This window comes from Algoriphagus sp., from assembly GCF_013373065.1.
In the GTDB taxonomy this organism is placed as follows: domain Bacteria; phylum Bacteroidota; class Bacteroidia; order Cytophagales; family Cyclobacteriaceae; genus Algoriphagus.
Window position 1 is genome coordinate 44,926 of sequence record NZ_JABXIN010000008.1, and the last position, 23,128, is coordinate 68,053.

18 protein-coding genes and 1 tRNA gene are annotated in these 23,128 nt (G+C 40.8%); 18 read left to right on the plus strand and 1 reads right to left on the minus strand.

Going from position 1 to position 23,128, the window contains the following annotated elements; translation table 11 throughout:
* Positions 1-255 precede the first annotated feature (255 nt).
* Positions 256-2,010: a 30S ribosomal protein S1 gene (gene rpsA / locus HWE15_RS06220; protein WP_290506648.1), complete on the plus strand. Its 1,755-nt coding sequence runs from the start codon at positions 256-258 to the stop codon at positions 2,008-2,010.
* Positions 2,011-2,382: 372 nt separating this feature from the next.
* Here the strand turns inward: rpsA and HWE15_RS06225 are convergent.
* A tRNA-Cys gene (locus tag HWE15_RS06225) sits at positions 2,383-2,453 on the minus strand.
* Between the two features lie 412 nt (positions 2,454-2,865).
* On the opposite strand from HWE15_RS06225, the gene HWE15_RS06230 reads away from it, so the two are divergent.
* The 17 genes from HWE15_RS06230 to HWE15_RS06310 all read left to right on the plus strand — a co-directional run bounded on the left by HWE15_RS06230 (position 2,866) and on the right by HWE15_RS06310 (position 23,065).
* Positions 2,866-4,128, plus strand: coding sequence for a c-type cytochrome (locus HWE15_RS06230; protein ID WP_290506649.1), 1,263 nt, complete (start codon positions 2,866-2,868; stop codon positions 4,126-4,128).
* Between the two features lie 33 nt (positions 4,129-4,161).
* The gene (locus HWE15_RS06235; protein ID WP_290506650.1) at positions 4,162-7,242 is read left to right on the plus strand and encodes a TAT-variant-translocated molybdopterin oxidoreductase; all 3,081 of its coding nucleotides are present in this window, start codon (positions 4,162-4,164) and stop codon (positions 7,240-7,242) included.
* Positions 7,243-7,259: 17 nt separating this feature from the next.
* Positions 7,260-8,624, plus strand: coding sequence for an NrfD/PsrC family molybdoenzyme membrane anchor subunit (gene nrfD, locus HWE15_RS06240; RefSeq protein WP_259415452.1), 1,365 nt, complete (start codon positions 7,260-7,262; stop codon positions 8,622-8,624).
* A 1-nt stretch (position 8,625) separates the two neighbouring features.
* Positions 8,626-9,159: a DUF3341 domain-containing protein gene (locus HWE15_RS06245; RefSeq protein ID WP_290506651.1), complete on the plus strand. Its 534-nt coding sequence runs from the start codon at positions 8,626-8,628 to the stop codon at positions 9,157-9,159.
* Between the two features lie 11 nt (positions 9,160-9,170).
* Entirely contained in the window at positions 9,171-9,797 is a 627-nt protein-coding gene (locus HWE15_RS06250) for a cytochrome c (protein WP_290506652.1), read from the plus strand.
* A 2-nt stretch (positions 9,798-9,799) separates the two neighbouring features.
* Positions 9,800-11,095 carry a quinol:cytochrome C oxidoreductase gene (locus HWE15_RS06255; RefSeq protein ID WP_290506653.1) on the plus strand — a complete coding sequence of 432 codons (1,296 nt, stop codon included), beginning with the start codon at positions 9,800-9,802 and terminating at the stop codon, positions 11,093-11,095.
* A 23-nt stretch (positions 11,096-11,118) separates the two neighbouring features.
* On the plus strand, positions 11,119-12,138 hold the full coding sequence (locus HWE15_RS06260) for a cytochrome c oxidase subunit II (RefSeq protein ID WP_290506654.1): 1,020 nt from the start codon (positions 11,119-11,121) through the stop codon (positions 12,136-12,138).
* Between the two features lie 24 nt (positions 12,139-12,162).
* On the plus strand, positions 12,163-14,049 hold the full coding sequence (locus HWE15_RS06265; protein WP_290506655.1) for a cbb3-type cytochrome c oxidase subunit I: 1,887 nt from the start codon (positions 12,163-12,165) through the stop codon (positions 14,047-14,049).
* Entirely contained in the window at positions 14,030-15,112 is a 1,083-nt protein-coding gene (locus HWE15_RS06270) for a COX15/CtaA family protein (RefSeq protein WP_290506656.1), read from the plus strand. The genes HWE15_RS06265 and HWE15_RS06270 overlap by 20 nt, the downstream gene beginning before the upstream one ends.
* Positions 15,109-16,014 carry a heme o synthase gene (gene cyoE, locus HWE15_RS06275; RefSeq protein WP_290506657.1) on the plus strand — a complete coding sequence of 302 codons (906 nt, stop codon included), beginning with the start codon at positions 15,109-15,111 and terminating at the stop codon, positions 16,012-16,014. Before HWE15_RS06270 ends, cyoE begins: the two co-directional genes overlap by 4 nt.
* Before the next feature lies 1 nt (position 16,015).
* Positions 16,016-16,597, plus strand: coding sequence for a cytochrome c oxidase subunit 3 (locus HWE15_RS06280; protein WP_290506658.1), 582 nt, complete (start codon positions 16,016-16,018; stop codon positions 16,595-16,597).
* Between the two features lie 25 nt (positions 16,598-16,622).
* Positions 16,623-17,399, plus strand: coding sequence for a cytochrome c oxidase subunit 3 (locus HWE15_RS06285; RefSeq protein WP_290506659.1), 777 nt, complete (start codon positions 16,623-16,625; stop codon positions 17,397-17,399).
* A gap of 20 nt (positions 17,400-17,419) precedes the next feature.
* Complete coding sequence (locus HWE15_RS06290; protein WP_290506660.1) at positions 17,420-17,749, plus strand: cytochrome C oxidase subunit IV family protein; 330 nt, start codon at positions 17,420-17,422, stop codon at positions 17,747-17,749.
* A 75-nt stretch (positions 17,750-17,824) separates the two neighbouring features.
* Positions 17,825-18,493 carry an SCO family protein gene (locus tag HWE15_RS06295; protein WP_290506661.1) on the plus strand — a complete coding sequence of 223 codons (669 nt, stop codon included), beginning with the start codon at positions 17,825-17,827 and terminating at the stop codon, positions 18,491-18,493.
* Positions 18,480-19,031: a DUF420 domain-containing protein gene (locus HWE15_RS06300; protein ID WP_290506662.1), complete on the plus strand. Its 552-nt coding sequence runs from the start codon at positions 18,480-18,482 to the stop codon at positions 19,029-19,031. Before HWE15_RS06295 ends, HWE15_RS06300 begins: the two co-directional genes overlap by 14 nt.
* A gap of 28 nt (positions 19,032-19,059) precedes the next feature.
* Complete coding sequence (locus HWE15_RS06305; protein WP_290506663.1) at positions 19,060-19,305, plus strand: hypothetical protein; 246 nt, start codon at positions 19,060-19,062, stop codon at positions 19,303-19,305.
* A gap of 55 nt (positions 19,306-19,360) precedes the next feature.
* The gene (locus tag HWE15_RS06310) at positions 19,361-23,065 is read left to right on the plus strand and encodes an ATP-binding protein (protein WP_290506664.1); all 3,705 of its coding nucleotides are present in this window, start codon (positions 19,361-19,363) and stop codon (positions 23,063-23,065) included.
* Positions 23,066-23,128: the final 63 nt, after the last annotated feature.

Genomic DNA, 23,128 nt, shown 5'->3' on the forward strand with positions numbered 1-23,128 from the left:
CCCCGAAGCGTTTGGGGCCTGTTTTTTTCAAGTCTAGGTGGAATTCGGTAGAAAAACAAAGCCTTTATAATTCTAGAGGTTGAATTTCCCCATTCATTTTTTAGGATGCTTTCCTCAAATAAAAGAAAATCAGTACCTTTGCAGTCCGTTCGGGTGAACGGGGTGTTTTAGTAGGTGCTAAAGCATTGATTGTCAAACAAAAAACCGCAGCAGTAAGACCCGGTTGCTGTAGGATTTTCAGGGTCAATATTTATTATGTCAAACAATTCAGATTTTAACTGGGAAAACTTCGAAACCAAAGGATTCGGAGAAGGGTACTCCAAAGAGCAGCGCGAGCAAATGGCCGCGATGTATGAGGGTACATTGAATGAGATCACTGAGAAAGAAGTGATCAAAGGAACCGTAGTAGGTGTGAACGACAAGGACGTGATCATCAACATTGGTTTCAAATCCGATGGTTTGGTTCCATTGAACGAATTCCGTGACTTGGAATCTATCAAGCCAGGTGACGAAGTAGAAGTATTCATCGAAGAGCAGGAGAATGCTTTGGGTCAGTTGATCCTTTCCCGTAAAAAAGCCAAGATCGTCAAGGCTTGGCAGGACATCGAGAGCGCATTTGAAAATGACAGCGTGATCGAAGGTCTTGTGAAAAGAAGAACCAAAGGTGGTTTGATCGTAGATATCTACGGCGTAGAAGCCTTCTTGCCGGGTTCTCAGATTGACGTGAAGCCTATCAGAGATTTTGATATCTATGTAGGTAAGAAAATGGAAGTGAAAGTGGTTAAAATCAACCACGCTAACGATAACGTAGTTGTTTCTCACAAAGTCTTGATCGAGAAGGATCTCGAGAAGCAAAAAGCAGAAATCCTCAACAACCTAGAAAAAGGTCAGGTTTTGGAAGGGGTGATCAAGAACATGACCAACTTCGGTGTATTCATCGACTTGGGTGGTGTAGATGGTCTACTTCACATCACAGATATTTCTTGGGGACGAATCAATCATCCGGAAGAAGTATTGCAGCTTGATCAGAAAGTTCAGGTTGTAGTTCTTGACTTCGATGATGATAAGAAGCGAATCTCCTTGGGTATGAAGCAATTGACTGCTCATCCTTGGGATTCTCTAGCTGCTAACTTGGAAGTAGGTTCTCGAGTAAAAGGTAAGATCGTAAACGTAGCTGACTACGGAGCATTCTTGGAATTGGCTCCTGGAGTAGAAGGATTGATTCACGTATCTGAAATGAGCTGGTCTCAGCACTTGAGAAACCCTGCTGACTTCGTGAAAGTAGGAGACGAAATCGAAGCAGTAGTATTGACTTTGGACAAGGAAGATAGAAAGATGTCTTTGGGTATCAAGCAATTGACTGAAGATCCTTGGACTAAGGAAGATATGGCTACCAAGTATGCGGTAGGTACCAAGCACAAAGGTGTGGTACGTAACTTGACCAACTTCGGCTTGTTCTTGGAATTGGAAGAAGGAATCGATGGATTGGTTCACGTTTCTGACCTTTCTTGGACTAAGAAGATCAAGCATCCATCTGAATTTGTGAAAGTAGGAGACGAGCTAGAAGTAGCTGTTTTGGAACTTGATGTTGAAAACAGAAGATTGGCTTTGGGTCACAAGCAATTGGAAGAGAATCCATGGGATACTTTTGAAACTGTATTCCCATTAGGTTCTGTTCATAAGTGTACTGTAGTGTCCAAAAACGATAAAGGTGCTGTACTAGAGCTACCTTACGGATTGGAAGGCTTTGCTACTTCCAAAAACTTGGAGAAAGAAGACGGATCTCAAGTTGAGGTTGGTGAGTCTTTGGACTTCAAAGTGATGGAGTTCTCTAAGGACGATAAGCGAATCGTTTTGTCTCACACGGCTACTTTCAAGGAAGATGTGAAGCCAGCTCCTAAAAAAGCTCCTAAGAAGAAAGAAGTAACTCAGGAGCCAGTTGAAAAGTCTACCTTGGGTGACTTGGATGCTTTGGCAGAATTGAAAGAAAAAATGGAAGGAAAGAAATAATCTTCCTTTTCAATAAACTAGAAAACGCCGGCTGAAAAGTCGGCGTTTTTTTTGTTTCATTTACTTAGTGGGAATTGTTTCAAAAACGGATAAAGTAAAAAAGAGGCTTTCTCATAAAATGCCTTTTGTTAAGTTGAGCGCATGTCTGTCCAGCAAAGGCAATGAGTCGAAACGTTGTTAATTTAACCAAATACAGGCTTCGACTTCGCTCAGCCTGACAAAAAATCGACTTTTGAGACAGTCGCTTTTGATTTTTGAGGTCGCGAGCGGACCTGCCTGTTGGCAGACAGGTTCTAACAGTTGTGCAAGGCTTTAAAAGGAGTCATTAAACCAAAAAAGCATCCCAATATTTAGGATGCTTTTTGATTTCTGAGGTCGCGAGCGGATTCGAACCGCTGTACAAGGTTTTGCAGACCTCTGCCTAGCCACTCGGCCACGCGACCTTTTATTTTTTTACTTTTCTCCGACCAAAACCGCTTGGAAAAGATTCTTCGGGTCTCGAATCGGATGGCAAAGGTAGGCAATATCCTATTTTGAGCAAAAGGTACATCTAGATTTTTTTCAAAGTCTGAAAAACCAAAAATTCCAAACCAGGCTTTAGAGATTTAACCCGAAAAACCAAGGTTTTTGGTGCCATTCTTTTCCCGAATTAAAACAATATTATTTATAATAATTCTAAATAAATAAAGCGCTTGATTTTCAATTATAACCTATTGTAAATCAATGATCTATAATTGTAAATAGATTTTCACTTTCTAAAGCTTCTTAAAAAATTCCATATTTGAAAAATAAACCCTTGATACTACCTTTGCAGGGGTTAAAGAGGACCGAATAAACTATTTAATTAGCTATAATATGTTATCCAAACGCTCGTTAGTAGGAGTTCCATTGAAATTCCACACGCTGGCATTGCTGTTTTTCTTATTCCTGGGTGGGCAGGCTTTTGCTGCTGATCCGGCGGTAAGTGACAGTGAGGAAGCCATTGCGGCGGGAAAGACAGTTTTCAACGCAAACTGTAAGCAGTGTCATAAACTAGATCAAAAAGCAGTAGGTCCTGCACTTCGCGGAATTACTGACAGAAGATCTCCAGATTGGGCAAAGAGCTTTATCAAAAACTCACAGGCTGTTATCGCATCTGGCGATGACTATGCCAATGCATTGTATGCGGAGTATAATAACTTGATGATGCCTTCTCATGAATTTTTGTCTGACGCTGATTTGGACAATCTCTTGTCATACATCGAATATGGTGATAAGGTAGATCCAGCTGCTGCAGCTGCTGCCACTGCCAGTGCTGCAGGAGGTGAAGGTGGCGGAGGCGGAATCCCTACGGAGTACCTTACCATCATCGTGGTTGTTCTTGTTATCGTTCTTTTGTTGATCTTGATTGTTTTAGGCTTGATTATTTCTATCCTTACCAAGTATGTCAACAAGCAGGAATTGGATGAAGAGGATAAAGAATTTATATCCCAGAAATTTCAATTAGGTAAAGTCCTCAAGAGTGATGCGTTTGTAATTATCGTGACTGCCTTGGTAGTAGCCTTGGTTGCAAAGACAGCAATTGACGGTTTGTATTCTGTGGGTGTGCAGCAAGGATATGCACCTACTCAGCCAATCGCTTATTCTCATGCACTCCATGCTGGTACTTTAGAAATTGAATGTCAATATTGTCACACCGGTGTAGAAATTGGAAAGTCAGCGAATATTCCTTCTGCGAATATTTGTATGAACTGCCACATGCACGTGCAAAATCTACAAGGCAAAGAGGGAGTTTCACCTGAGATTCAAAAAATTTATGACGCGATCGATAACAACCAGCCAATTGAATGGGTTCGCGTTCACAACCTTCCTGACCTAGCTTATTTCAACCACTCTCAGCACGTGAAAGTCGGTGGTATTGAGTGCCAGACTTGTCACGGTCCTATCGAAGAGATGGAAGTGGTTTATCAATATTCCTCCCTGACAATGGGATGGTGTATTGACTGTCACCGTCAGACAGAAATTGCTGCTGGTGGAAATGAGTATTATGACAAATTGGTACAACTCCATGCTGATTCCAAGGATGCCTTGAAAGTGAAGGACATCGGTGGTCTTGAGTGTGCAAAGTGTCACTACTAAAATCATTCTGAAATTCTATTCCTAGATCATAAAATGAAGGAAACTAAAAAAACATACTGGAAAGGGCTTGAGCAACTCAGCAACGATCCAGAGTTTGTTAAAAACGCAGATAGGGAATTTCCTGAACTTCCCTCCACGCTTTCCGAGGATGGAAATGCTTCTCGAAGAGATTTTCTGAAATTGATGGGCTTTAGCTTGGCTGCTGCTTCTTTGGCAGCATGTGAGGCACCCGTTCGAAAGGCGATCCCTTATGTCAACAAACCAGTTGATATCCACCCTTCCATTCCAAACTATTACGCATCAACTTTTGCTTCCGGTGGTGATTATGCTTCCATCGTTGTAAAAACACGGGAAGGTCGTCCTATTAAAATCGATGGAAATGAGCTTTCTCCTATTAATAAGGGAAAAGTAAATGCTATCGTTGAAGCTTCTGTTCTTTCACTATATGATAAAGAACGACTTGCTGGCCCATATTTGGGAGGTCAGAAGACTGATTGGGCGAGTTTGGATGCTGAAGTGAAATCAAAGCTTGCTGGTGCCGGTTCCGTAAAAGTTGTTGCAAATACCATTCTTTCTCCGTCTACTGAAAAAGCATTGCAGCAATTCTCAGAGGCATTTGGTGCTGAGGTGATCATGTACGATCCTTTGTCCAATTATGGTATTGCAAAAGCTTCTGAAACTTATTATGGCCAATCAGTAGTTCCTTCTTACTTTTTCGATAAAGCCAAAACCATTGTATCCTTTGGTGCAGACTTCTTAGGTTCTTGGATTTCTCCAATTGAATTTGCCGGTCAATATGCAAAGACCCGTAAGATCAGCAAGGAAAATCCAGTAATGTCACGTCATTTCCAGTTTGAGTCCAACTTATCTCTTACTGGTGCAAATGCTGACTACCGTACGCCAATTAAAGCCTCTCAAAGTGGGTTAGCTGTATTGGCATTATATAATATGATCGCTTCCAAAGCAGGTGCATCTACTGTTTCAGCTCCGGCTGTTGAAGTTGCCCATTTGGAAAAGGCGGCTAACGAACTTTGGGCTAACAGAGGTGCTTCTTTGGTAATTTCTGGTTCTAATGATCCTAACGTCCAAACTGTCGTTCATGCAATCAATGAATTGCTTGGAAATAATGGTTCAACAGTAGATTTCGGTTCCCCAGTCAATTTCCGAAAAGGAAATGATGCTGTTATGAACCAATTTGTAACTGATTTGAATGCAGGTAGAGTTGGCGCAGTTGTATTCTACAATTGTAACCCAGTTTATGATCATCCAAGAGGCGCAGAAATCGCTGAAGGTATCGGTAAAGCTCGATTCAGTGTAGCGACAAACATGACCATGGATGAGACATCCTCTTTGGTACAAGCTATTGCTCCAGATCATCATTATTTAGAGTCTTGGAATGACTTCGAACCAAAACCAGGTCATTTCTCTCTTTCTCAGCCTACCATTTCTCCTTTGTTTGATACTCGTCAAGCGCAGGAATCTTTCTTGGTTTGGGCTGGAGACACCACTTCTTACTATGATTTCTTGCAGCAAAGTTGGGAATCTGGTTTGTTCACCCAATTAGAAACGGGTGGTGAATTCCAGGAATTCTGGGATCAATCACTTTATAATGGTGTGTTGGCAATCGAAAGACAAAGCGAAGCAGTTGCTCCTGTAGGAGATGTTGCTGCTGCAGCAGCTGCAGTTGCAAGAACTTACAGTGCTGAAAACTCAGGTGCTGAATTGGTTCTTTATACCAAAGTGGCCATAGGTAATGGTACTTTCGCTAACAACCCATGGCTTCAAGAAACTCCAGACCCTATTTCCAAGGCTACTTGGGACAACTATTTGACTGTTTCTCAGAAGTGGGCGACTGAAAATGGTGTTACGATGGTCGAGGAGAATACCCGAAAGGCGACAATCAATGTAAACGGAAAGCAATTGACTGTTCCAGTTTTGATTCAGCCTGGACAAGCTGAAGGTACCTTTGGCTTGGCATTGGGTTACGGAAGAACAAAAGCTGGTCGAGTAGGAAATGGAGTAGGGGTGAATGCTTATGAACTCCTAGACGCTTCTGCTGGCTTTGTGAATTTTGATATTACTTCTGGTGTAACTGTAGAAGTTACTGCGGATAGCTATAAAATCGCAAGAACTCAGACCCATCAGACATTCATGGGTCGTGAAAACGTAATTCAGGAAGCTACCTTGGCTGAATACAAGCAAGATGCTTCTGCTGGTAGATATAAGCCAGAGATTTACAAGGAAGGTGAATTTGTTAAGCCTTCGAAAATTTCCCTTTGGAAAGGCCACCAATACTCTCAGCATCACTGGGGATTGGCGATTGACATGAACTCCTGTATTGGATGTTCTGCTTGTTCTGTAGCTTGTCAGGTTGAAAACAACGTGGCCGTTGTAGGTAAGCAAGAAGTCTTGAATCGTCGTGAAATGGCTTGGATCCGTATCGATCGATATTATTCTTCTGATGCGGCAGCTGATGATTTGGACGGATTGGAGAAAGCTTCAGAAAATCCTGAGGTTACCTTCCAGCCAATGATGTGTCAGCAATGTAACAATGCTCCATGTGAGACAGTATGTCCTGTAGCTGCAACGACCCACTCTTCTGAAGGTCTGAATCAGATGACTTACAACCGTTGTATCGGTACTCGTTACTGTGCTAACAACTGTCCTTACAAAGTTCGTCGATTTAACTGGTTCAAGTACCATGACAATTCTCAGTTCGCTGGAGTGAACGTAGCTCAAAACGACGATTTGGGTAAAATGGTATTGAACCCAGACGTTACCGTTCGAGCTCGAGGTGTAATGGAGAAATGCTCCATGTGTGTTCAGCGAATCCAAGCTGGAAAACTGGAAGCGAAGCGTGAAAAGCGTAAGGTGAAAGACGGAGATATCAATGTAGCCTGTGCGGTTGCTTGTCCTACTGACGCCTTAGTATTTGGTGATATGAACGATCCGGAAAGCCGAATTTCTAAGCTTTTGAAGATCGAGGAAAACACTACTTCTCCTTTGAAAGAAGTGAATGAAGAGCGTGCTTACCACGTGTTGGAGGAAATCAACGTGAGTCCAAACGTATGGTATTTCACCAAAATCAGAAATAAAGACAAAAACGAAGCGTAATCATAATTTTATAAACTATGCAGGTTACTTCATCCGTACGTCAGCCATTAGTCACCGGCGGTAAAACCTATCACGACGTCACGCACGACGTTTCGCGTCAAGTGGAGGGCAAACCATCCTTGGCTTGGTTTCTGGCCTTTTTGACTGCCGCTGGCGTGTTGGCACTTGGAGCCATCGCCCTAGTTGCTACCCTTTGGGAAGGAATCGGGATGTGGGGTCTTAACAAAACCATCGGTTGGGCTTGGGACATCACCAACTTCGTGTGGTGGGTCGGTATCGGTCACGCCGGAACGCTGATTTCAGCAGTATTGTTGCTATTCCGCCAAAAGTGGAGAACATCCATTAACCGAGCTGCAGAAGCGATGACCATTTTTGCGGTTATCTGTGCTGCGATGTTCCCGGTGATTCACATGGGACGTCCTTGGATCGGGGCTTATTGGGCGCTTCCACTTCCAAATACCTTCGGATCCTTATGGGTAAACTTCAACTCGCCTCTTTTGTGGGACGTGTTCGCGATCTCTACCTATTTCTCGGTTTCCTTGGTGTTCTGGTACATTGGTTTGATTCCTGATTTTGCAACAATCCGAGATCGAGCTACTGGTTTAAGAAAGACTATTTATGGTGCGCTTTCGTTTGGGTGGGATGGTGCCGCAAAAACTTGGATGCGATATGAATCTGTTTCCTTGATTTTGGCTGGTCTTGCAACACCTTTGGTACTTTCTGTACACACCATCGTTTCTTTTGACTTTGCAACTTCTGTAATTCCAGGATGGCATACGACGATCTTCCCTCCATACTTTGTGGCTGGTGCGATCTTCTCTGGTTTTGCAATGGTATTGACCTTGATGATCATTACACGTAAGGTCTTCAAATTGGAAGATTACATTACAATGGGCCATATCGAATTGATGAATATTGTAATCATCATTACAGGTTCTATTGTAGGTATTGCATATATCACGGAATTCTTCATCGCTTGGTATTCAGGTGTTGAAGCAGAACAATATGCTTTCATCAACCGTGCTACGGGACCTTACTGGTGGGCATACTGGTCAATGATGACTTGTAATGTGATTTCACCTCAATTGTTCTGGATTAAGAAAATCCGTACCTCTATTGTTGCAACCTTCATTCTTTCTTTGGTTGTAAACATCGGTATGTGGTTCGAGCGATTTGTAATTATCGTTACTTCTCTTCACAGAGACTTCTTGCCTTCTTCTTGGGCGATGTTTTATCCGACTTGGGCTGATGTTGGGGTATACTTATTCACCTTCGGTCTATTCTTCACCTTATTCTTCTTGTTTGCCAAGTTCTTCCCTGTGATCAACATGGCAGAGGTGAAGTCAGTGTTGAAATCTTCATCTGAAAAAGCTGCTAATTAATATGGAAAGAGATACTCATTTTGTCTTAGGCGTATATGAGGACGAAGATGTCCTGATGAATGCCGTGAAGCAAGTTCGATCAAGTGGTGTGAAAATCCACGAAGTATATTCTCCTTATCCTGTGCATGGATTAGAGCATGCTTTAGGATACAAGCGAAGTAGACTTCCAATTGCAGCTTTCTTATTCGGTATGCTTGGAACATCCCTTGCATTAACCATGCAGTTTTACATGATGAAATTTGACTGGCCAATGATTATTGGTGGTAAAGATTTCGCAGCTTTCCCTGATTTCATTCCAGTTTCATTTGAAATGACCGTATTGCTTGCTGCTTTCGGTATGGTAGGTGTATTTATGGTTAGTTCGAACTTGAAGCCTTGGGCTCAGCCTCGAATTTTTGATCTCCGAATTACGGATGACAAACATGTAATGGCTATTGATTTGGCGGTTAATTCGGGCATGGATGAGGAAAAAATTAAGGAAATCCTTTCTTCCTCTGGTGCTTCTGAAGTAAACAATAAAAGTTTTGACGAGTAATTCCCGATAATATGAAAATGATGAATAAACTTGGGATTTTGGGAGTAGCATTGGCTGGGTCAATCCTTGCAGGCTGTAGAGCCGGAGAAGATAATCCAGGCTTAGAATATGCCCCTCAAATGTACCATTCTGTTCCTTACGAGCCCTTGTCTCAAATTAAAGATGAATCACAAGGTTCTTGGCTTTCCAATCGGGAGGACGAAAAGGGTGAATTCTTTAATAGTAACATCAACAATCCTCATGGAATGAACATGCGGGAGCCTGTTGCGGGTACTGTTCCTCGAAATAAAAATGGGATGCTTCCTTATCGCTTGCAGGCTTTTGAATTGGAGCAGGCAGCATTGGTAGAAAATCCTTTAACTGTCGATGATGCGATCATCAAAGAAGGTGAAACCCTTTACACTCAATATTGCTCTGCTTGCCATGGAAAAGGTGGCGAGGGAGACGGTAAAGTAGGTGAAATTATCGGTGGTGTAGCAAACCTAAAAGGTGGTGCTTACATCAATCTTCCAGAAGGTCATATTTTCCATGTGATCACTAAAGGAAAAGGAAGAATGGGAGCTCATGGTTCTCAGATTACTCCTGAAAATCGTTGGAAGATCGTTTCCTATGTTAAACAAGTAATTCAGAAGCAATAATCATGGCTCACGAAGTTCAGAATTTTAACCTAGATCAAAAATTTGATTTCACTGCCGGAATCAAAAAGTCTATCATGACCGTACTCCTAATTGGGGCTGCGCTTTTGGTAGTAGGAATTGTATTGGCTATGATGGGTGGAGGTCATGCTGAAGAAGGAGCCGAGGCAGGGGGACATGCTTTCCACTGGTATCAACGACTATTCGCCAATATTTGGATCAACAATGTGTACTTCACAGGTATTGCTATTGTTGGTGTTTTCTTCTTTGCTATTCAATATGCTGCGCAAGCAGGATGGTCTGCACCGATTACTCGAGTAATGCTTGCGTTCGGAAATTGGCTTCCAATCGCTGCAATTCTTATGGTTGCTAGTTTCTTTTTGATGGGGCATGATTTGTTCCACTGGTGGCATGCTGAGCTATTTGATAAAGCTTCTCCAGAATATGATTCAATCATTGATGGAAAGGGAGCATTTTTCTACTGGCCGATGGAGAAAGGAACTTTCCCTATTTTCTACATTGCTAGAATGGTTATTTTCTTCGGATTTTGGGTATTCTTCTTCTCCAAATTCAAGAAAATTGCAGCAGCTGAAGACCAATTAGGAGGAACTTCCCACTGGTTCAAAATGAGAAGTTGGTCTGCTTACTTCTTGGTTTTCTTTGCAGTTTCTTCTTCTATTTCTGCATGGGACTGGGTAATGTCAATTGATACACACTGGTTCTCCACTCTTTTTGGATGGTATGTATTTGCATCTTGGTTTGTAGCTGGTCTTTCATCCATTACTTTATTGGTGATTTTCTTGAAAGGAAAAGGATATTTGGAAATGGTAAATGAAAACCACGTTCATGACCTTGGAAAATTCGTATTTGGGTTCTCCATTTTCTGGACTTACCTATGGTTTTCACAGTTCCTTTTGATCTATTATGCAAACATACCTGAAGAATCAGTTTACTTTATTGAGAGATTGGAAAGTGACGTGTATGGAGGGTTCATTTTCGTAAATATTGTGATGAACTTTGTCCTACCTTTCTTAGTTCTTATGACTAGAGATGCCAAGCGACATGGAATTTTCCTTAAGTTAGTATGTACATTGTTGATTGTAGGACACTGGGTAGACTTCTTCTTGATGGTTCAGCCAGGTACTTTGGGTCACAATGGAGGTATTGGATTTATGGAAATTGGAACGTTCTTGGTTTATGGTTCAGCAGTGGCGTTGGTTGTGCTTGGAGGACTGGCCAAAGGAAACTTGATTCCGAAAAATCACCCAATGCTTGAAGAAAGCTATCATCATCACATTTAATACAAACTTGAAATAGTAATAATATGTACGGATTTCTAATTGCAGTTGGGGTAGTTCTCCTTTTATCCATTGTTTGGATGGTTTATCGGATCCAAACCTTGGTATCTGTAGTCAAAGGCTCTGACAAAAAAATTGCTACGGGAAGCAATAAGGTGAATGCCTTTTTATTCTTGGTCTTTTTGGTAGCAATTGGTGGTTTGATGTTTTGGTATTCGATCAAAGAATTCCATAACTACCAGCTTCCTATTGCTTCTGAGCATGGAGCGGTTACTGATAATTTGTTCTGGGTTACAATGGCTGTTACGGGTATCGTGTTTATCATTACCCACATTTTGCTATTCATTTTCCCTTATAAGTATCAATATAAGGAGGATAGAAAAGCATCCTTTTATCCAGAAAACAACAAATTGGAGGTTATTTGGACCGCTGTACCTGCAGTAGTTCTAGCGATTCTAGTAATTACTGGATGGATGGCTTGGTCTGACATCACAGCTCCTGCTCCTGAAAAAGCGCATGTAGTAGAAATCATGGGATATCAATTTGCTTGGGATATCCGCTATCCAGGTCAAGATAATGTCTTGGGAGATTACGATTATAGACTTACAACTGCAATTAATCCGATGGGGATTGATTTTACAGATCAGAACTCTGTAGATGACTTTCCTTCTCCAGTTGTAGTAATTCCAAAAGGGGAGCCGGTATTATTCAAAATTAGAGCTAGAGACGTATTGCACTCAGTTTTTGCTCCGCATATGCGATTGAAAATGGATGCAGTTCCTGGAATGCCTACTCGTTTTTGGTTTGTACCTACCAAAACTACTGCTGAAATGAGAGCAGAATTGAACGATCCTGAATTCGTTTATGAAATTGCTTGTACGGAAATTTGTGGCCGCGGTCACAATTCAATGCGAAGAGTTATCGAGGTTGTTGAGCCTGAGGAATACCAAAAGTGGCTTACGGAACAAAAGACCTTTCTTCAGATGAATCCTGCCTTGGCTGAGGGGATAGAAGTAGAGGTGAAAGAAGTGGCAGAAATTCAATAAAGAAAAAACACAAAAACAATAACTATGGCTACAGCATCTGTTGCAACACATGATACAGCACACGATCATCATGATCATGAGCATCATGACAATTTTGTGACCAAATATATCTTCTCTACCGATCACAAAATGATCGGAAAGCAATTCTTGGTGACAGGTATATTTTGGGCCTTGATTGGTGGTCTTTTATCTGTTCTTTTCAGACTTCAACTGGGTTTCCCAGATATGAATTTGGAATGGCTAAGACCATTGCTAGGCGGTTGGATCACGGAAACCGGTCAATTAGATCAAACGTTCTACTTGGCGCTTGTTACAATGCATGGTACCATCATGGTATTCTTCGTATTGACTGCTGGTTTGAGTGGTACTTTCTCCAATTTTCTAATTCCACTTCAAATTGGTGCCCGTGATATGGCATCAGGGTTTATGAACATGTTGTCTTACTGGTTCTTCTTTATTTCCAGTGTGATCATGTTTATTTCCCTATTTATTAAAACCGGACCTGCTGGTGGTGGATGGGTTGTTTATCCTCCATTATCTGCTCTGGAACAAGCTATTCCGGGTTCTGGACTTGGAATGACTTTGTGGTTGATTGCCATGACCTTCTTTATTGCTTCTTCCTTGTTGGGGGGTATTAACTACATCACAACGGTAATTAACCTTCGAACAAAAGGGATGTCATTCTCTAGACTTCCATTGACCATTTGGGCGTTCTTCCTAACTGCTGTCATCGGTCTATTGTCATTCCCTGTATTGTTTGCCGCTGCTTTATTGCTAGTATTTGATAGAAGTTTTGGTACTTCGTTCTACTTATCTGATATCTATATTGGAGGAGAGGCATTGCCAAACACAGGCGGAAGCCCTGTTTTGTACCAGCACTTATTCTGGTTCTTAGGGCACCCTGAAGTTTATATCGTATTACTACCTGCTTTGGGTATTACTTCTGAAGTAATTGCGACCAATTCAAGAAAGCCAATCTTTGGATATAAGGCAATGATTATTTCCATGTTGGGGATCACCATCCTTTCATTCATCGTTTGGGCTCACCATATGTTCGTGTCCGGAATGAATCCTTTCTTGGGATCTATCTTTATGTTCCTGACATTGATTATTGCGATTCCTTCTGCGGTAAAAGTATTTAACTATTTGACAACGCTTTGGAGAGGAAACTTGATTTTTACTCCAGCGATGTTGTTCTCCATCGGTTTGGTTTCCTTCTTTATTTCTGGAGGTCTTACCGGTATTTTCTTGGGTAACTCTGCTATTGATATTCAATTGCATGATACCTATTTCGTAGTTGCCCACTTCCACTTGGTAATGGGTTCGGCTTCATTCTTTGGATTGGTAGCAGGTGTTTATCACTGGTTCCCTAAGATGTTTGGTCGAATGATGGATGCCAGATTGGGATATGTTCATTTCTGGTTGACATTCGTTGGGGTTTACATGGTATTCTTCCCAATGCACTACATCGGTATTGCTGGATTCCCAAGAAGATACTACTCTTGGACAGGTTTTGAGTTCTCTAACATGTATACTGATTTGAACATGTTTGTGTCTGTTGCGGCTATTATCACTTTTGCTGCTCAGTTTATCTTCTTGTTCAATTTCTTCTATTCTATGTATAGAGGAAGAAAAGCAACTCAAAACCCATGGAGATCCAATACATTGGAATGGACAACTCCAATCCATCCTGGTCACGGAAACTGGCCTGGAGAAATCCCAACAGTTTATCGTTGGCCTTATGATTACTCCAAGCCTGGAGCTAAGGAAGATTTCATTCCTCAGACAGTTCCGCTTTCTGCTACCCCAGAATCCAATCTTCCTCACGAGCAAGAGCTAGTGAAATTGGAGCTGGAAATTATGAAAGAAGAATCCGAGGCTTTGGTTGCTAATGAAGCAAAAGAATCATAAAGAAATTTACAGCTTCCGCAGTATCAGTTTGATGACGGTGGTTGCTGTTTATTTTCTCATACTGGTCGGAGGGATTGTCAGAAGTACCGGTTCTGGTATGGGCTGTCCCGATTGGCCGAAATGTTTTGGGAGCGTGATACCACCGACAAGTGTGGATCAGCTCCCAAAAAATTATCAGGAGATTTACCTTGAAAAAAGGTTGGCTAAAAACGAAAGGTTTGTAGCTACACTTGAAAAATTGGGTTTTGAAAAAGCTGCGAATCGCATAGCAACAGACAAGTCCATTTTGGTTGAGCAGGAGTTTAATGCCACCAAAACTTGGATTGAATACGTGAATCGATTAATCGGAGTGGTCATCGGATTATTCATTATTCTCACCGTTTGGAGATCTTTCAAACTTTGGTCTAGAGATAGATGGATTCCCATTCTCTCCGTGTTTTCTCTGATTCTTGTTCTATTTCAAGGTTGGATAGGTTCCTTAGTGGTTTCAACCAACTTATTGGAATGGATGATTACCCTTCACATGATTCTTGCATTGCTCCTTGTTGCTCTTTTGCTTTATATTAATCATAGAGCCTTGTATTTGGATAAAGAGGAAAAAGCTTTGGATGAAGTTCCACTCAAACTAAAGGGTTTATTGATCCTTGGAACTATATTAATGTTGGTTCAAGTTGTGATGGGAACGCAAGTTCGGGAGCACATTGATCAGATTGCCCTCCAGCTTGGTGGATTGATGCGGGATACTTGGGTAGAAAGTGCAGGGATGATTTTTATCATCCATAGATCTTTCTCACTATTGCTATTGCTAGTGCATGTAGTGTATTTCATCTGGGTTTTTCGATACACCCATCGAAAATCCTCTTCCAATATGTGGTCTCAAGTTCTGATTCTATTGATTCTATTTGAGATTGCCTCAGGTGTAGGTATGGCATATTTTGCAATACCAGCCTTTTTACAACCCATCCATCTATTAGTTGGGTCTTTGATTATAGGAGTACAGTTTATGTTAATACTTCAACTCAAAACCCAAAAAGGTTTGACTTTAATTTCAAATCCGGCATGAGGACAGTTGGTGTAACTGACCATAGTATATTTCAAGCTTTAATTCTTAGAGTTAAAGCCTATGCAGAACTCATTAAAGTTCGACTTTCGGCTTTAGTGACCTTTTCTGCTGTATTCGGGTATATCCTTGGAGATTCCAGTCCTAATTTTGGATGGTCAGGATTCCTTGGTTTAGCCTTAGGTGGATTTTTGATTTCAGGAGCATCTGGTGCCGCCAATGAGATTATGGAGCGGGATTTGGATAAGCTGATGAAGCGAACTCAAAATCGTCCTTTACCCCTTCAAATCATCAGTGTAAAAGAAGCTACTTGGTTTACCATTTTAGTAGCATTTCTTGGAATTACGCTTCTTTGGATATTTACTAACCCATTGACCACTTGGCTGGGAGTATTGAGCATGATTCTTTATGTTTTTGCTTATACTCCTTTGAAAAGAGTGGGGCCTATTGCTGTTTTTGTTGGTGCAATTCCAGGGGCGATGCCTCCCTTGTTGGGATGGACAGCAGCGACAGGAGCGATCAGTTATGAAGCTTTGATCATTTTTGGGATTCAATTTATTTGGCAGTTTCCTCACTTTTGGGCTATTGCCTGGGTAAGTGACGAAGATTATAAACGAGCTGGCTTTAAATTGTTGCCAAGCGGAGGTGGCCAAGATTTGAATACTGCTATTCAAATCATGATTTACACCCTTTTCTTATTACCCTTGGGACTTCTTCCAACATATTTTGGATTAACTGGCTTGAATTCAGGGATTGTAGCCACGATTTGCGGAGTTCTTTTTCTTGCGCAAACCTTCACTTTAATGCGTGATTGTTCAAGGAAGTCTGCGCTGAAAATCATGTTCGGATCTTTCCTTTATTTACCGATCGTACAAATAGCTTACCTATTAGACAAACTACCATAACATGGAAAAAGAGCTAAAATATGTCGATTTGGTGGAGCAACCAATCTCCATGCATCCTAAGAAGTTTGCCTTGTGGCTCTTCATGGTTACTGTGGTTATGATATTTGCTGCTTTAACTAGTGCTTATATTGTTAGACAAGCTGAAGGGAATTGGTTAGAATATGATTTACCGGAAATTTTCTGGTATACATCGGGTATTGTGCTTTTGAGTTCTGTCTTTCTACATTGGGCTTACCTTTCAGCCAAAAAAGACAATCTGCTACAATTGCGGATTGGTATGACACTGGCGGTAGTCCTTGGAATAGCTTTTTTGGTGGGCCAATGGTATAGTTGGGTTGCCTTGGTGGATCGTCAGGTTTTCTTCGTTGGGAACCCGTCCGGTTCATTCCTTTATGTTTTCACCGGCTTGCATGGGCTTCACTTAATTAGCGGTGTGATATTTCTGATTATTGTATTAATTTCGTCTTTCAGATATAAAGTTCATTCTCAATCTATGGATACAATGGAAATGGCCACTAGTTATTGGCATTTTCTAGGTGGTTTGTGGATTTATCTCTTTATGTTTTTGCTTTTGAATCATTAATTTACCTGGTACAAATAAATAACATATGTCTGCGCATTCTACTGCAATAGGAGTTAGCTCGAAAAGGGGCACTTGGGGCGGGGGTAACGAACCTCTCAAGGCTAGTTATGGAAAACTGATGATGTGGTTTTTCCTATTATCGGATATCTTCACATTCGCTGCTTTTCTGATTAGTTACCTTTCCATTCGCTTGAGCTATCCATCTTACAATGGTCCTCTTGATTCTTTTATTGGATCTAATGAATACTGGCCAGTTCCGGAATTGGTTTTCGAGGCAGTTCCTTTCCTTCATGGATTCCACGCTCCATTGGTGTTTGTTGGTATCATGACATTTATCTTGATTTCTAGCTCTGTGACCATGGTATTGGCAGTGGAAGCTGGACATCGAAATGATAGAAATGATGTAGTAAAGTGGATGCTTTGGACGATGGTAGGTGGAATTACCTTCCTTAGCTGTCAGGCTTGGGAGTGGAATCACTTCATTCACGGAACCGATACTGGTTCTATCATGACTTACATCAACTCCTTGAGTAGAGAAGTTACAGAAACTGTTTTTGGAGCCAATTTAGTGGTTAACGAATATGGACCACCAGCATTTGCCCAGCTATTTTTCTTCATTACTGGCTTCCACGGTTTCCACGTAACAATCGGTGTTGTTTTGTTATTCTTGGCTTTCTATCAAGCTGCAGTGGGTGTGTATGATCGAAGAGGTCATTATGAAATGATTGAAAAAATCGGTCTATACTGGCACTTCGTTGACTTGGTATGGGTCTTCGTATTTACCTTATTCTATCTGATCTAACGTATTAAAGAAATTAAGAAATGGAAATCCAAGATTCTAAATCTACACTTCAAGTTATTCCTCGGAATAATGAAAAAATAAAGAAAATCTGGAAAACAGCAGGAATCCTTCTAGCTATTACTGTAGCTGAGTTTATCATGGCGTTTACCATGGATAGAGGTTTACTTTTATATGCACTTTTCATCATTTTGACGATTTGGAAAGCCAAATACATCATGATGGAATTTATGCACCTTGGTGATGAAGTGAAGCCTTTATTCTATTCCATCATTGTACCATTGATTTTCTTGGTGTGGTTACTGATTGCACTTGCAAAAGAAGGAACAGACATCTTTATGATGCGCTGGTAGAATAAAAATAAAAATGGATAAAAAAAGTAGGTTGAGGTGTGACACTTCAACCTACTTTTTTGTTGTAAGGACATTATGAAAGGATTGAGGATTTTACAAGGGTTAGTACTTGTTTGTATTTTGTTGATACCGGTACTAATCATTCTGTTTCTAAAAAACTTTGGGGAAAATAAATACGACTTACCCGTATTTTATGAAAATGGAGTTAGTAATCCATTTATGGAGTGTCCACCCAATGACAGTACCCAACATTATATTCCCGAATTTACCTTCACCAACCAGTACGGTGAATCAGTGGGTAGAAAAGAAATGGAGGGAAAAATTACCATTGTAGACTTCTTCTTTACTTCCTGCCCGAGCATTTGCCCAATCATGTCAAAGGAAATGGAGAGAGTAAATGATATGTTTCGAGATGAGCCCATGGTTCAAATCATGTCTATTAGCATTGATCCGACCTACGATACGCCACAGGTTTTGATGGAATACGCAGACCGTCATAATGCGATTCCAGGTAAATGGCATTTTTTGACGGGTCCACCTGAACTTACCTATCAATTAGCAAAATGTGGCTTTGTCCTCCCAACTATTGACGGAATGGGGAATCCAGATGATTTTGTACACAGTGATAAGTTTGTTTTAGTAGATGAGTTAGGGAGAATCAGGGGATATTACAGCGGGACAAACAGAGAGGACGTAGATTTGTTAATGTTAGAAACAAAAGTATTGCTTCATGGAAAACAATAATTCGCTTCTTCAGAATGAGGCTAAAGTAAAGAACTGGATCATTTTCGTTTCAGTTCTAGTCCCCTTGTTAGTGGCAGTTTTACTTTTTATGCCAGAAAAAGTAGATGTAGGTGCTGAATGGGTTTATTTTTTACCCCATCTGAATGCCGTGATTAATTCTGCAGCTAGTATAGCCTTGCTGCTTGGTTTGATGTTCGTGAAGAAAAAAATGTACAATTATCATGGGGCTACGATGAGTGTGGCTTTTGTTTTAGGAGCCATTTTCCTAGTTTCTTATGTGGTATATCATGGTGCTGCGGAGAGCACGCCTTTTGGTGGAGAGGGATGGATTCGTCCGGTCTATTATTTTCTTTTGATATCTCATATTGTTTTGGCAGCAGTGGCACTATTTCCGATTCTTTTCGCTTATTACTATGGATACACTGATCAGCGGGCAAAACATAGAAAAGTAGTTAAATTTGCTTACCCCATTTGGTTGTATGTATCTGTTACAGGTGTTATCGTTTATTTGATGATTTCACCATATTACACTCATTAAGTAATCCCATTAGGGTGATTCAAAACGTATGAAGTTAAAATCAGTATTAGTCATTATTTTCTTTTTTGGATTTCAGGTAACAACATGGGCTCAATGTGCCATGTGCCGGGCCTCCGTGGAAAATAATGTTAGTAATGGAGACACCACAATTGGGGCAGGATTGAATACGGGGATCCTTTATTTATTCGCCATGCCCTATTTAATTGCCTTGGTAATTGGCTTGCTTTGGTATCGTGCCGCAAAAAAAAGAAAGTCTAAAATCGCAATCCGATAATTCTCCTTAGAGCAAAGTTTGAATCAAGACTTTGCTTTTTTTATTTTTAGAGGAAATGAGCTCAAATATCAAAAGGCTGATCATCCTGATCAGTGCCCTTTCCTTGCTTATCGTTTTGATTGTGAATTTCTTTTTCTTTCAGAAGAGCGAGGAAGAGGGATTTTATCAAGCTGTTCAAGACGAAATCATCCAAATAGACCGGGAGTTTGATGAGGATTTTGTACAGATCCTTATGGATGTTCGTCCTGATGAGCAATTGAGTTTTGAGCAAGTTTCGGCCCCCGAAAAAAATCATCCCTTTTTTATTCTTGACATTGAAGAAAAGCTACTCTATTGGACGGATTTCTCTTTTAGCTTCGATTTGGATCAAGTGGATCTTTCCAAGGAATATCAAGTGGTGGAGGATCCTTATGGTACCTTTTTATTGAAGTCTAGAAAATTATCCCGGAATGGAGATTCTTTTTATGTAGTCCATGCTTTTCGATTGTATTGGCCTGGTTCTATTTCCAATGATTACTTGCTTACAGGAGCTAATCGCCGCTTGTTTGGAAATGATCAAATCCGGATTTCTGAACCTTCAGGTAACGCAGCTTTCCTGGTGACAAATGCTGCAGGAATTCCCCTCTTTGGACTTGATTTTGAGTTTGGATATCAATCTGCTGGGCGTATTGCTAATCCAGCCATATTGATATTTTTCATTTCTGTCTTCCTATTGTACTTCATTCTCAGTTCGGATTTTGTTCTTAGGAAATGGCGAAAAGGAAGGCGATGGCAAGCAATAGGCTATGGAGCTTTGGTTTTTTTTGCATTTCGATTAGTCATGCTCCTACTAAGCTTCCCAGGTTCTTATTTCAATCAAAAGCTTTTCGACCCAACGAATTATGCTTCTTCCTGGCTAAATCCAAGTTTGGGAGACTTACTGGTCAATACGGTCTTCGGAGTAGTAGTAGGTGGAATGCTGGCTTATCAATTTGCAACGCCGGTAGTTCAGAAAAAAATCAAAGTACTGGATACGGATCGGGACCATCAAGTCTTTTTTGGGATCTTATTTTTGATTTCCTCCATAGGATTTTTCAATGTTTGGTTCCTTCCTCAAGATCTGATAGAAAACTCCCAATGGTCCATGGATATTTCTGCCATCCCAACGTTTGGATGGTTCGAAGGGATCAGCTTTTTAATTGTTTTTCTATGGGCAGGAGTATATGTTATGTTTAGCCTCACCTTGGTTAGTTTACTTTTTGAACTTCGATCAGACCGCGGCTTTTTTACCAAATATTTATTGATCCTTGGAATTCCAATCGCGATTATCCTCTTTTTGTTTTCAACTTGGCTCGGGGTTTCATGGTTGGTTCATCTGGGTTTCCTCTATGCTATAATTCGGTTAAAGCTTTTTGAGCATGTCTTCCGATTAGGGCTCAATACCTTTTTAACTTTCTTCTTCGCCAGTCTGGTCTGTGCAATCATTGCAGGGCTTTCTACCTTTCAAACAGAGGGAGAGCAGCTGAATCAATCCAAAACTCGGTTTGCAAAACAGAATTTAATCGAGAGCGATGTCATGACTGAATTTTTCTTGGGAGAAGTTTTCGGAAGAATTCAGTCTGACCTTTTCATTCAAAATAGACTATCAGATCCGCTTCTTTCTAAGGAGCCGATTGAAACAAAAATCCGGAGAATTTACCTCGATAATTACTTTGATCAGTTTGAAGTGAATATCCGAGTTTTTTCAGCGAATGGTCAAGATTTGATAAATACGCAAGATGCTCGAAGCTTCAATGAACTTCGAGATCAATACATAAAATCGGACTATTTAACCAGCCAACGCGGGCTTTATTTCATTCGAGGAAATCAAGCAGATCAAGGAAATCAATTTGTAACCTTCATTCCTGTTATTCGGGATGGGAGTAATTTGGGAACTGTTTATTTGGAGTTAACCCAACTTCGAGTCCAACCCGGTTCCGTATATCCTCGCTTGCTTTTAGATCGGGAATTCAGTGATCGGTTGGATCCGGTAAGCTATGACTATGCTGTTTTTAGGGAGGGTGAACTCTTAAGGAATGTTGGAAACTTCAACTATTTGAGTTCTACTCTTTTGAATAGATTGGACGAGGGCAAACTCTTTCGAACGGGAATTCATGCCGATGGGTACTACCATTTAGGAATTCAAAATGGCGATGAATTGGTGGTGATTTCTTCTCCCAATCAACCTTTCTCTTACTTTTTGGGGAATATTTCGCTCTACTTTGTTGTGTTCATCATTTTGACTTTTTCTGCAATTCTTTTCAATGCCCTCCTCAAAGGGTATAAAAAGTGGGAGTTTAATTATTCCACCAAACTCCAGCTCTATCTCAATTTTGCATTCTTTTTCCCGATCATAATTATTTCAATTATCACTATTGGTTTATTGGCGAATAGCTATCGAGAAGATTTGGATCGTCAATATTTTCAAAAGTCTTATTTGATCAGAGGGAATTTGATCAATTTTCTTGGTAACAGAACACTTTCAGAAATTAATTCAGAAGCGCTTGATGAGGAAGTGGTAGGATTGGCAAATACAGTGGCTGCGGATCTGCATTTGTATGATTCGGCCGGGAACTTGATCGCGACTAATCGTCCCAACATTTTTTATAAAAAAATTCTTTCAGAGCGGATAAATCCCTTGGCTCTGGCTGCAATCGTTGAAAAAAATCAGGTTCAATTTCTTGCAGATGAGAAAGTCGGTGAGCTGTCTTACAAGTCTGTTTACCTCGCAATCCCTGACGTGAATGGGTCAGGAATTTTAGGAATTCTTTCTGTTCCTTTCTTTGAATCTGAATCAGAATTGAATGTATTGATAGCAGATGTTCTCAGTAATATTTTCAATGCTTTTGTGGTCATTTTTATTCTCTTTTTAGTGGTTTCTTATTTTGTGTCCAAGAATCTCACCTTTCCTTTCAAACTGCTTACCCAAAAACTGAAAACCACTAATCTTGAAAATAACGAACCAATGCATTGGGAGGCAAAAGACGAGATTGGGTTGCTGGTCAACGAATACAATAACATGCTTTATAAGCTGGAATCCAGTAAGAAAGTCCTGGCTTCCACGGAGAAAGAGTCCGCTTGGCGAGAAATGGCGAAGCAGGTAGCTCATGAGATCAAAAATCCGCTGACCCCGATGAAACTGACCTTGCAGCATCTACTGCGGTTGGAACAGGAGGGAAGACTGGACAATTCGACCAAACTTCGGGAGTCATTTGAAACCTTAATTCACCAGGTAGATGCGTTAAGTGGGATTGCCTCTTCTTTTAGCACTTTTGCCAAAATGCCTCTTCCCAAAAACGAGCGAATGAATTTCAAGGCAGTACTATTGAAAGTCATTAAGTTGTTTATGAATGATGAGCGAGTTGAACTGACATTCAAGGATGATTCGTATACAGATGAGATTCCAATCAAAGGCGATGATAAGCTATTTGGTCGCGTAATTTCTAATTTGATTATCAATGGAATTCAGGCTGTAGAACCGGGAAAAACTCCTAAAATTGATGTTTGGCTTTGGATGACCGAGCAGGATGTCTTTTTGGAAATTACCGATAATGGAAAGGGAATTCCGCCTGAACTTCGAGATAAAATATTTATTCCAAACTTCAGTACGAAATCCACTGGATCGGGATTGGGGTTAGCGATCGCTCGAAGTGGGGTAGAGACTGCAGGAGGCAAAATTTGGTTTGAGACTGAAATGGGTGTTGGTACGACCTTTTATCTGACCTTTCCTCTTACAGATTAAGGAGCATTTGTTACTTTGGATCCGATGCTTTGAAGGATATGAGGACCTGGGTATTTATTTTCT

Excerpts from the sequence above, each read along its gene's own strand:
- HWE15_RS06305 (WP_290506663.1), top strand. The coding sequence starts at position 19,060 with ATGAAGTTAAAATCAGTATTAGTCATTATTTTCTTTTTTGGATTTCAG.
- cyoE (WP_290506657.1), top strand. The coding sequence starts at position 15,109 with ATGAGGACAGTTGGTGTAACTGACCATAGTATATTTCAAGCTTTAATT.
- HWE15_RS06235 (WP_290506650.1), top strand. The coding sequence starts at position 4,162 with ATGAAGGAAACTAAAAAAACATACTGGAAAGGGCTTGAGCAACTCAGC.
- rpsA (WP_290506648.1), top strand. The coding sequence starts at position 256 with ATGTCAAACAATTCAGATTTTAACTGGGAAAACTTCGAAACCAAAGGA.
- HWE15_RS06270 (WP_290506656.1), top strand. The coding sequence starts at position 14,030 with ATGAAGCAAAAGAATCATAAAGAAATTTACAGCTTCCGCAGTATCAGT.
- HWE15_RS06260 (WP_290506654.1), top strand. The coding sequence starts at position 11,119 with ATGTACGGATTTCTAATTGCAGTTGGGGTAGTTCTCCTTTTATCCATT.
- HWE15_RS06245 (WP_290506651.1), top strand. The coding sequence starts at position 8,626 with ATGGAAAGAGATACTCATTTTGTCTTAGGCGTATATGAGGACGAAGAT.
- HWE15_RS06280 (WP_290506658.1), top strand. The coding sequence starts at position 16,016 with ATGGAAAAAGAGCTAAAATATGTCGATTTGGTGGAGCAACCAATCTCC.
- HWE15_RS06230 (WP_290506649.1), top strand. The coding sequence starts at position 2,866 with ATGTTATCCAAACGCTCGTTAGTAGGAGTTCCATTGAAATTCCACACG.
- HWE15_RS06295 (WP_290506661.1), top strand. The coding sequence starts at position 17,825 with ATGAAAGGATTGAGGATTTTACAAGGGTTAGTACTTGTTTGTATTTTG.
- HWE15_RS06250 (WP_290506652.1), top strand. The coding sequence starts at position 9,171 with ATGAAAATGATGAATAAACTTGGGATTTTGGGAGTAGCATTGGCTGGG.
- nrfD (WP_259415452.1), top strand. The coding sequence starts at position 7,260 with ATGCAGGTTACTTCATCCGTACGTCAGCCATTAGTCACCGGCGGTAAA.
- HWE15_RS06300 (WP_290506662.1), top strand. The coding sequence starts at position 18,480 with ATGGAAAACAATAATTCGCTTCTTCAGAATGAGGCTAAAGTAAAGAAC.
- HWE15_RS06265 (WP_290506655.1), top strand. The coding sequence starts at position 12,163 with ATGGCTACAGCATCTGTTGCAACACATGATACAGCACACGATCATCAT.
- HWE15_RS06255 (WP_290506653.1), top strand. The coding sequence starts at position 9,800 with ATGGCTCACGAAGTTCAGAATTTTAACCTAGATCAAAAATTTGATTTC.
- HWE15_RS06310 (WP_290506664.1), top strand. The coding sequence starts at position 19,361 with ATGAGCTCAAATATCAAAAGGCTGATCATCCTGATCAGTGCCCTTTCC.
- HWE15_RS06290 (WP_290506660.1), top strand. The coding sequence starts at position 17,420 with ATGGAAATCCAAGATTCTAAATCTACACTTCAAGTTATTCCTCGGAAT.
- HWE15_RS06285 (WP_290506659.1), top strand. The coding sequence starts at position 16,623 with ATGTCTGCGCATTCTACTGCAATAGGAGTTAGCTCGAAAAGGGGCACT.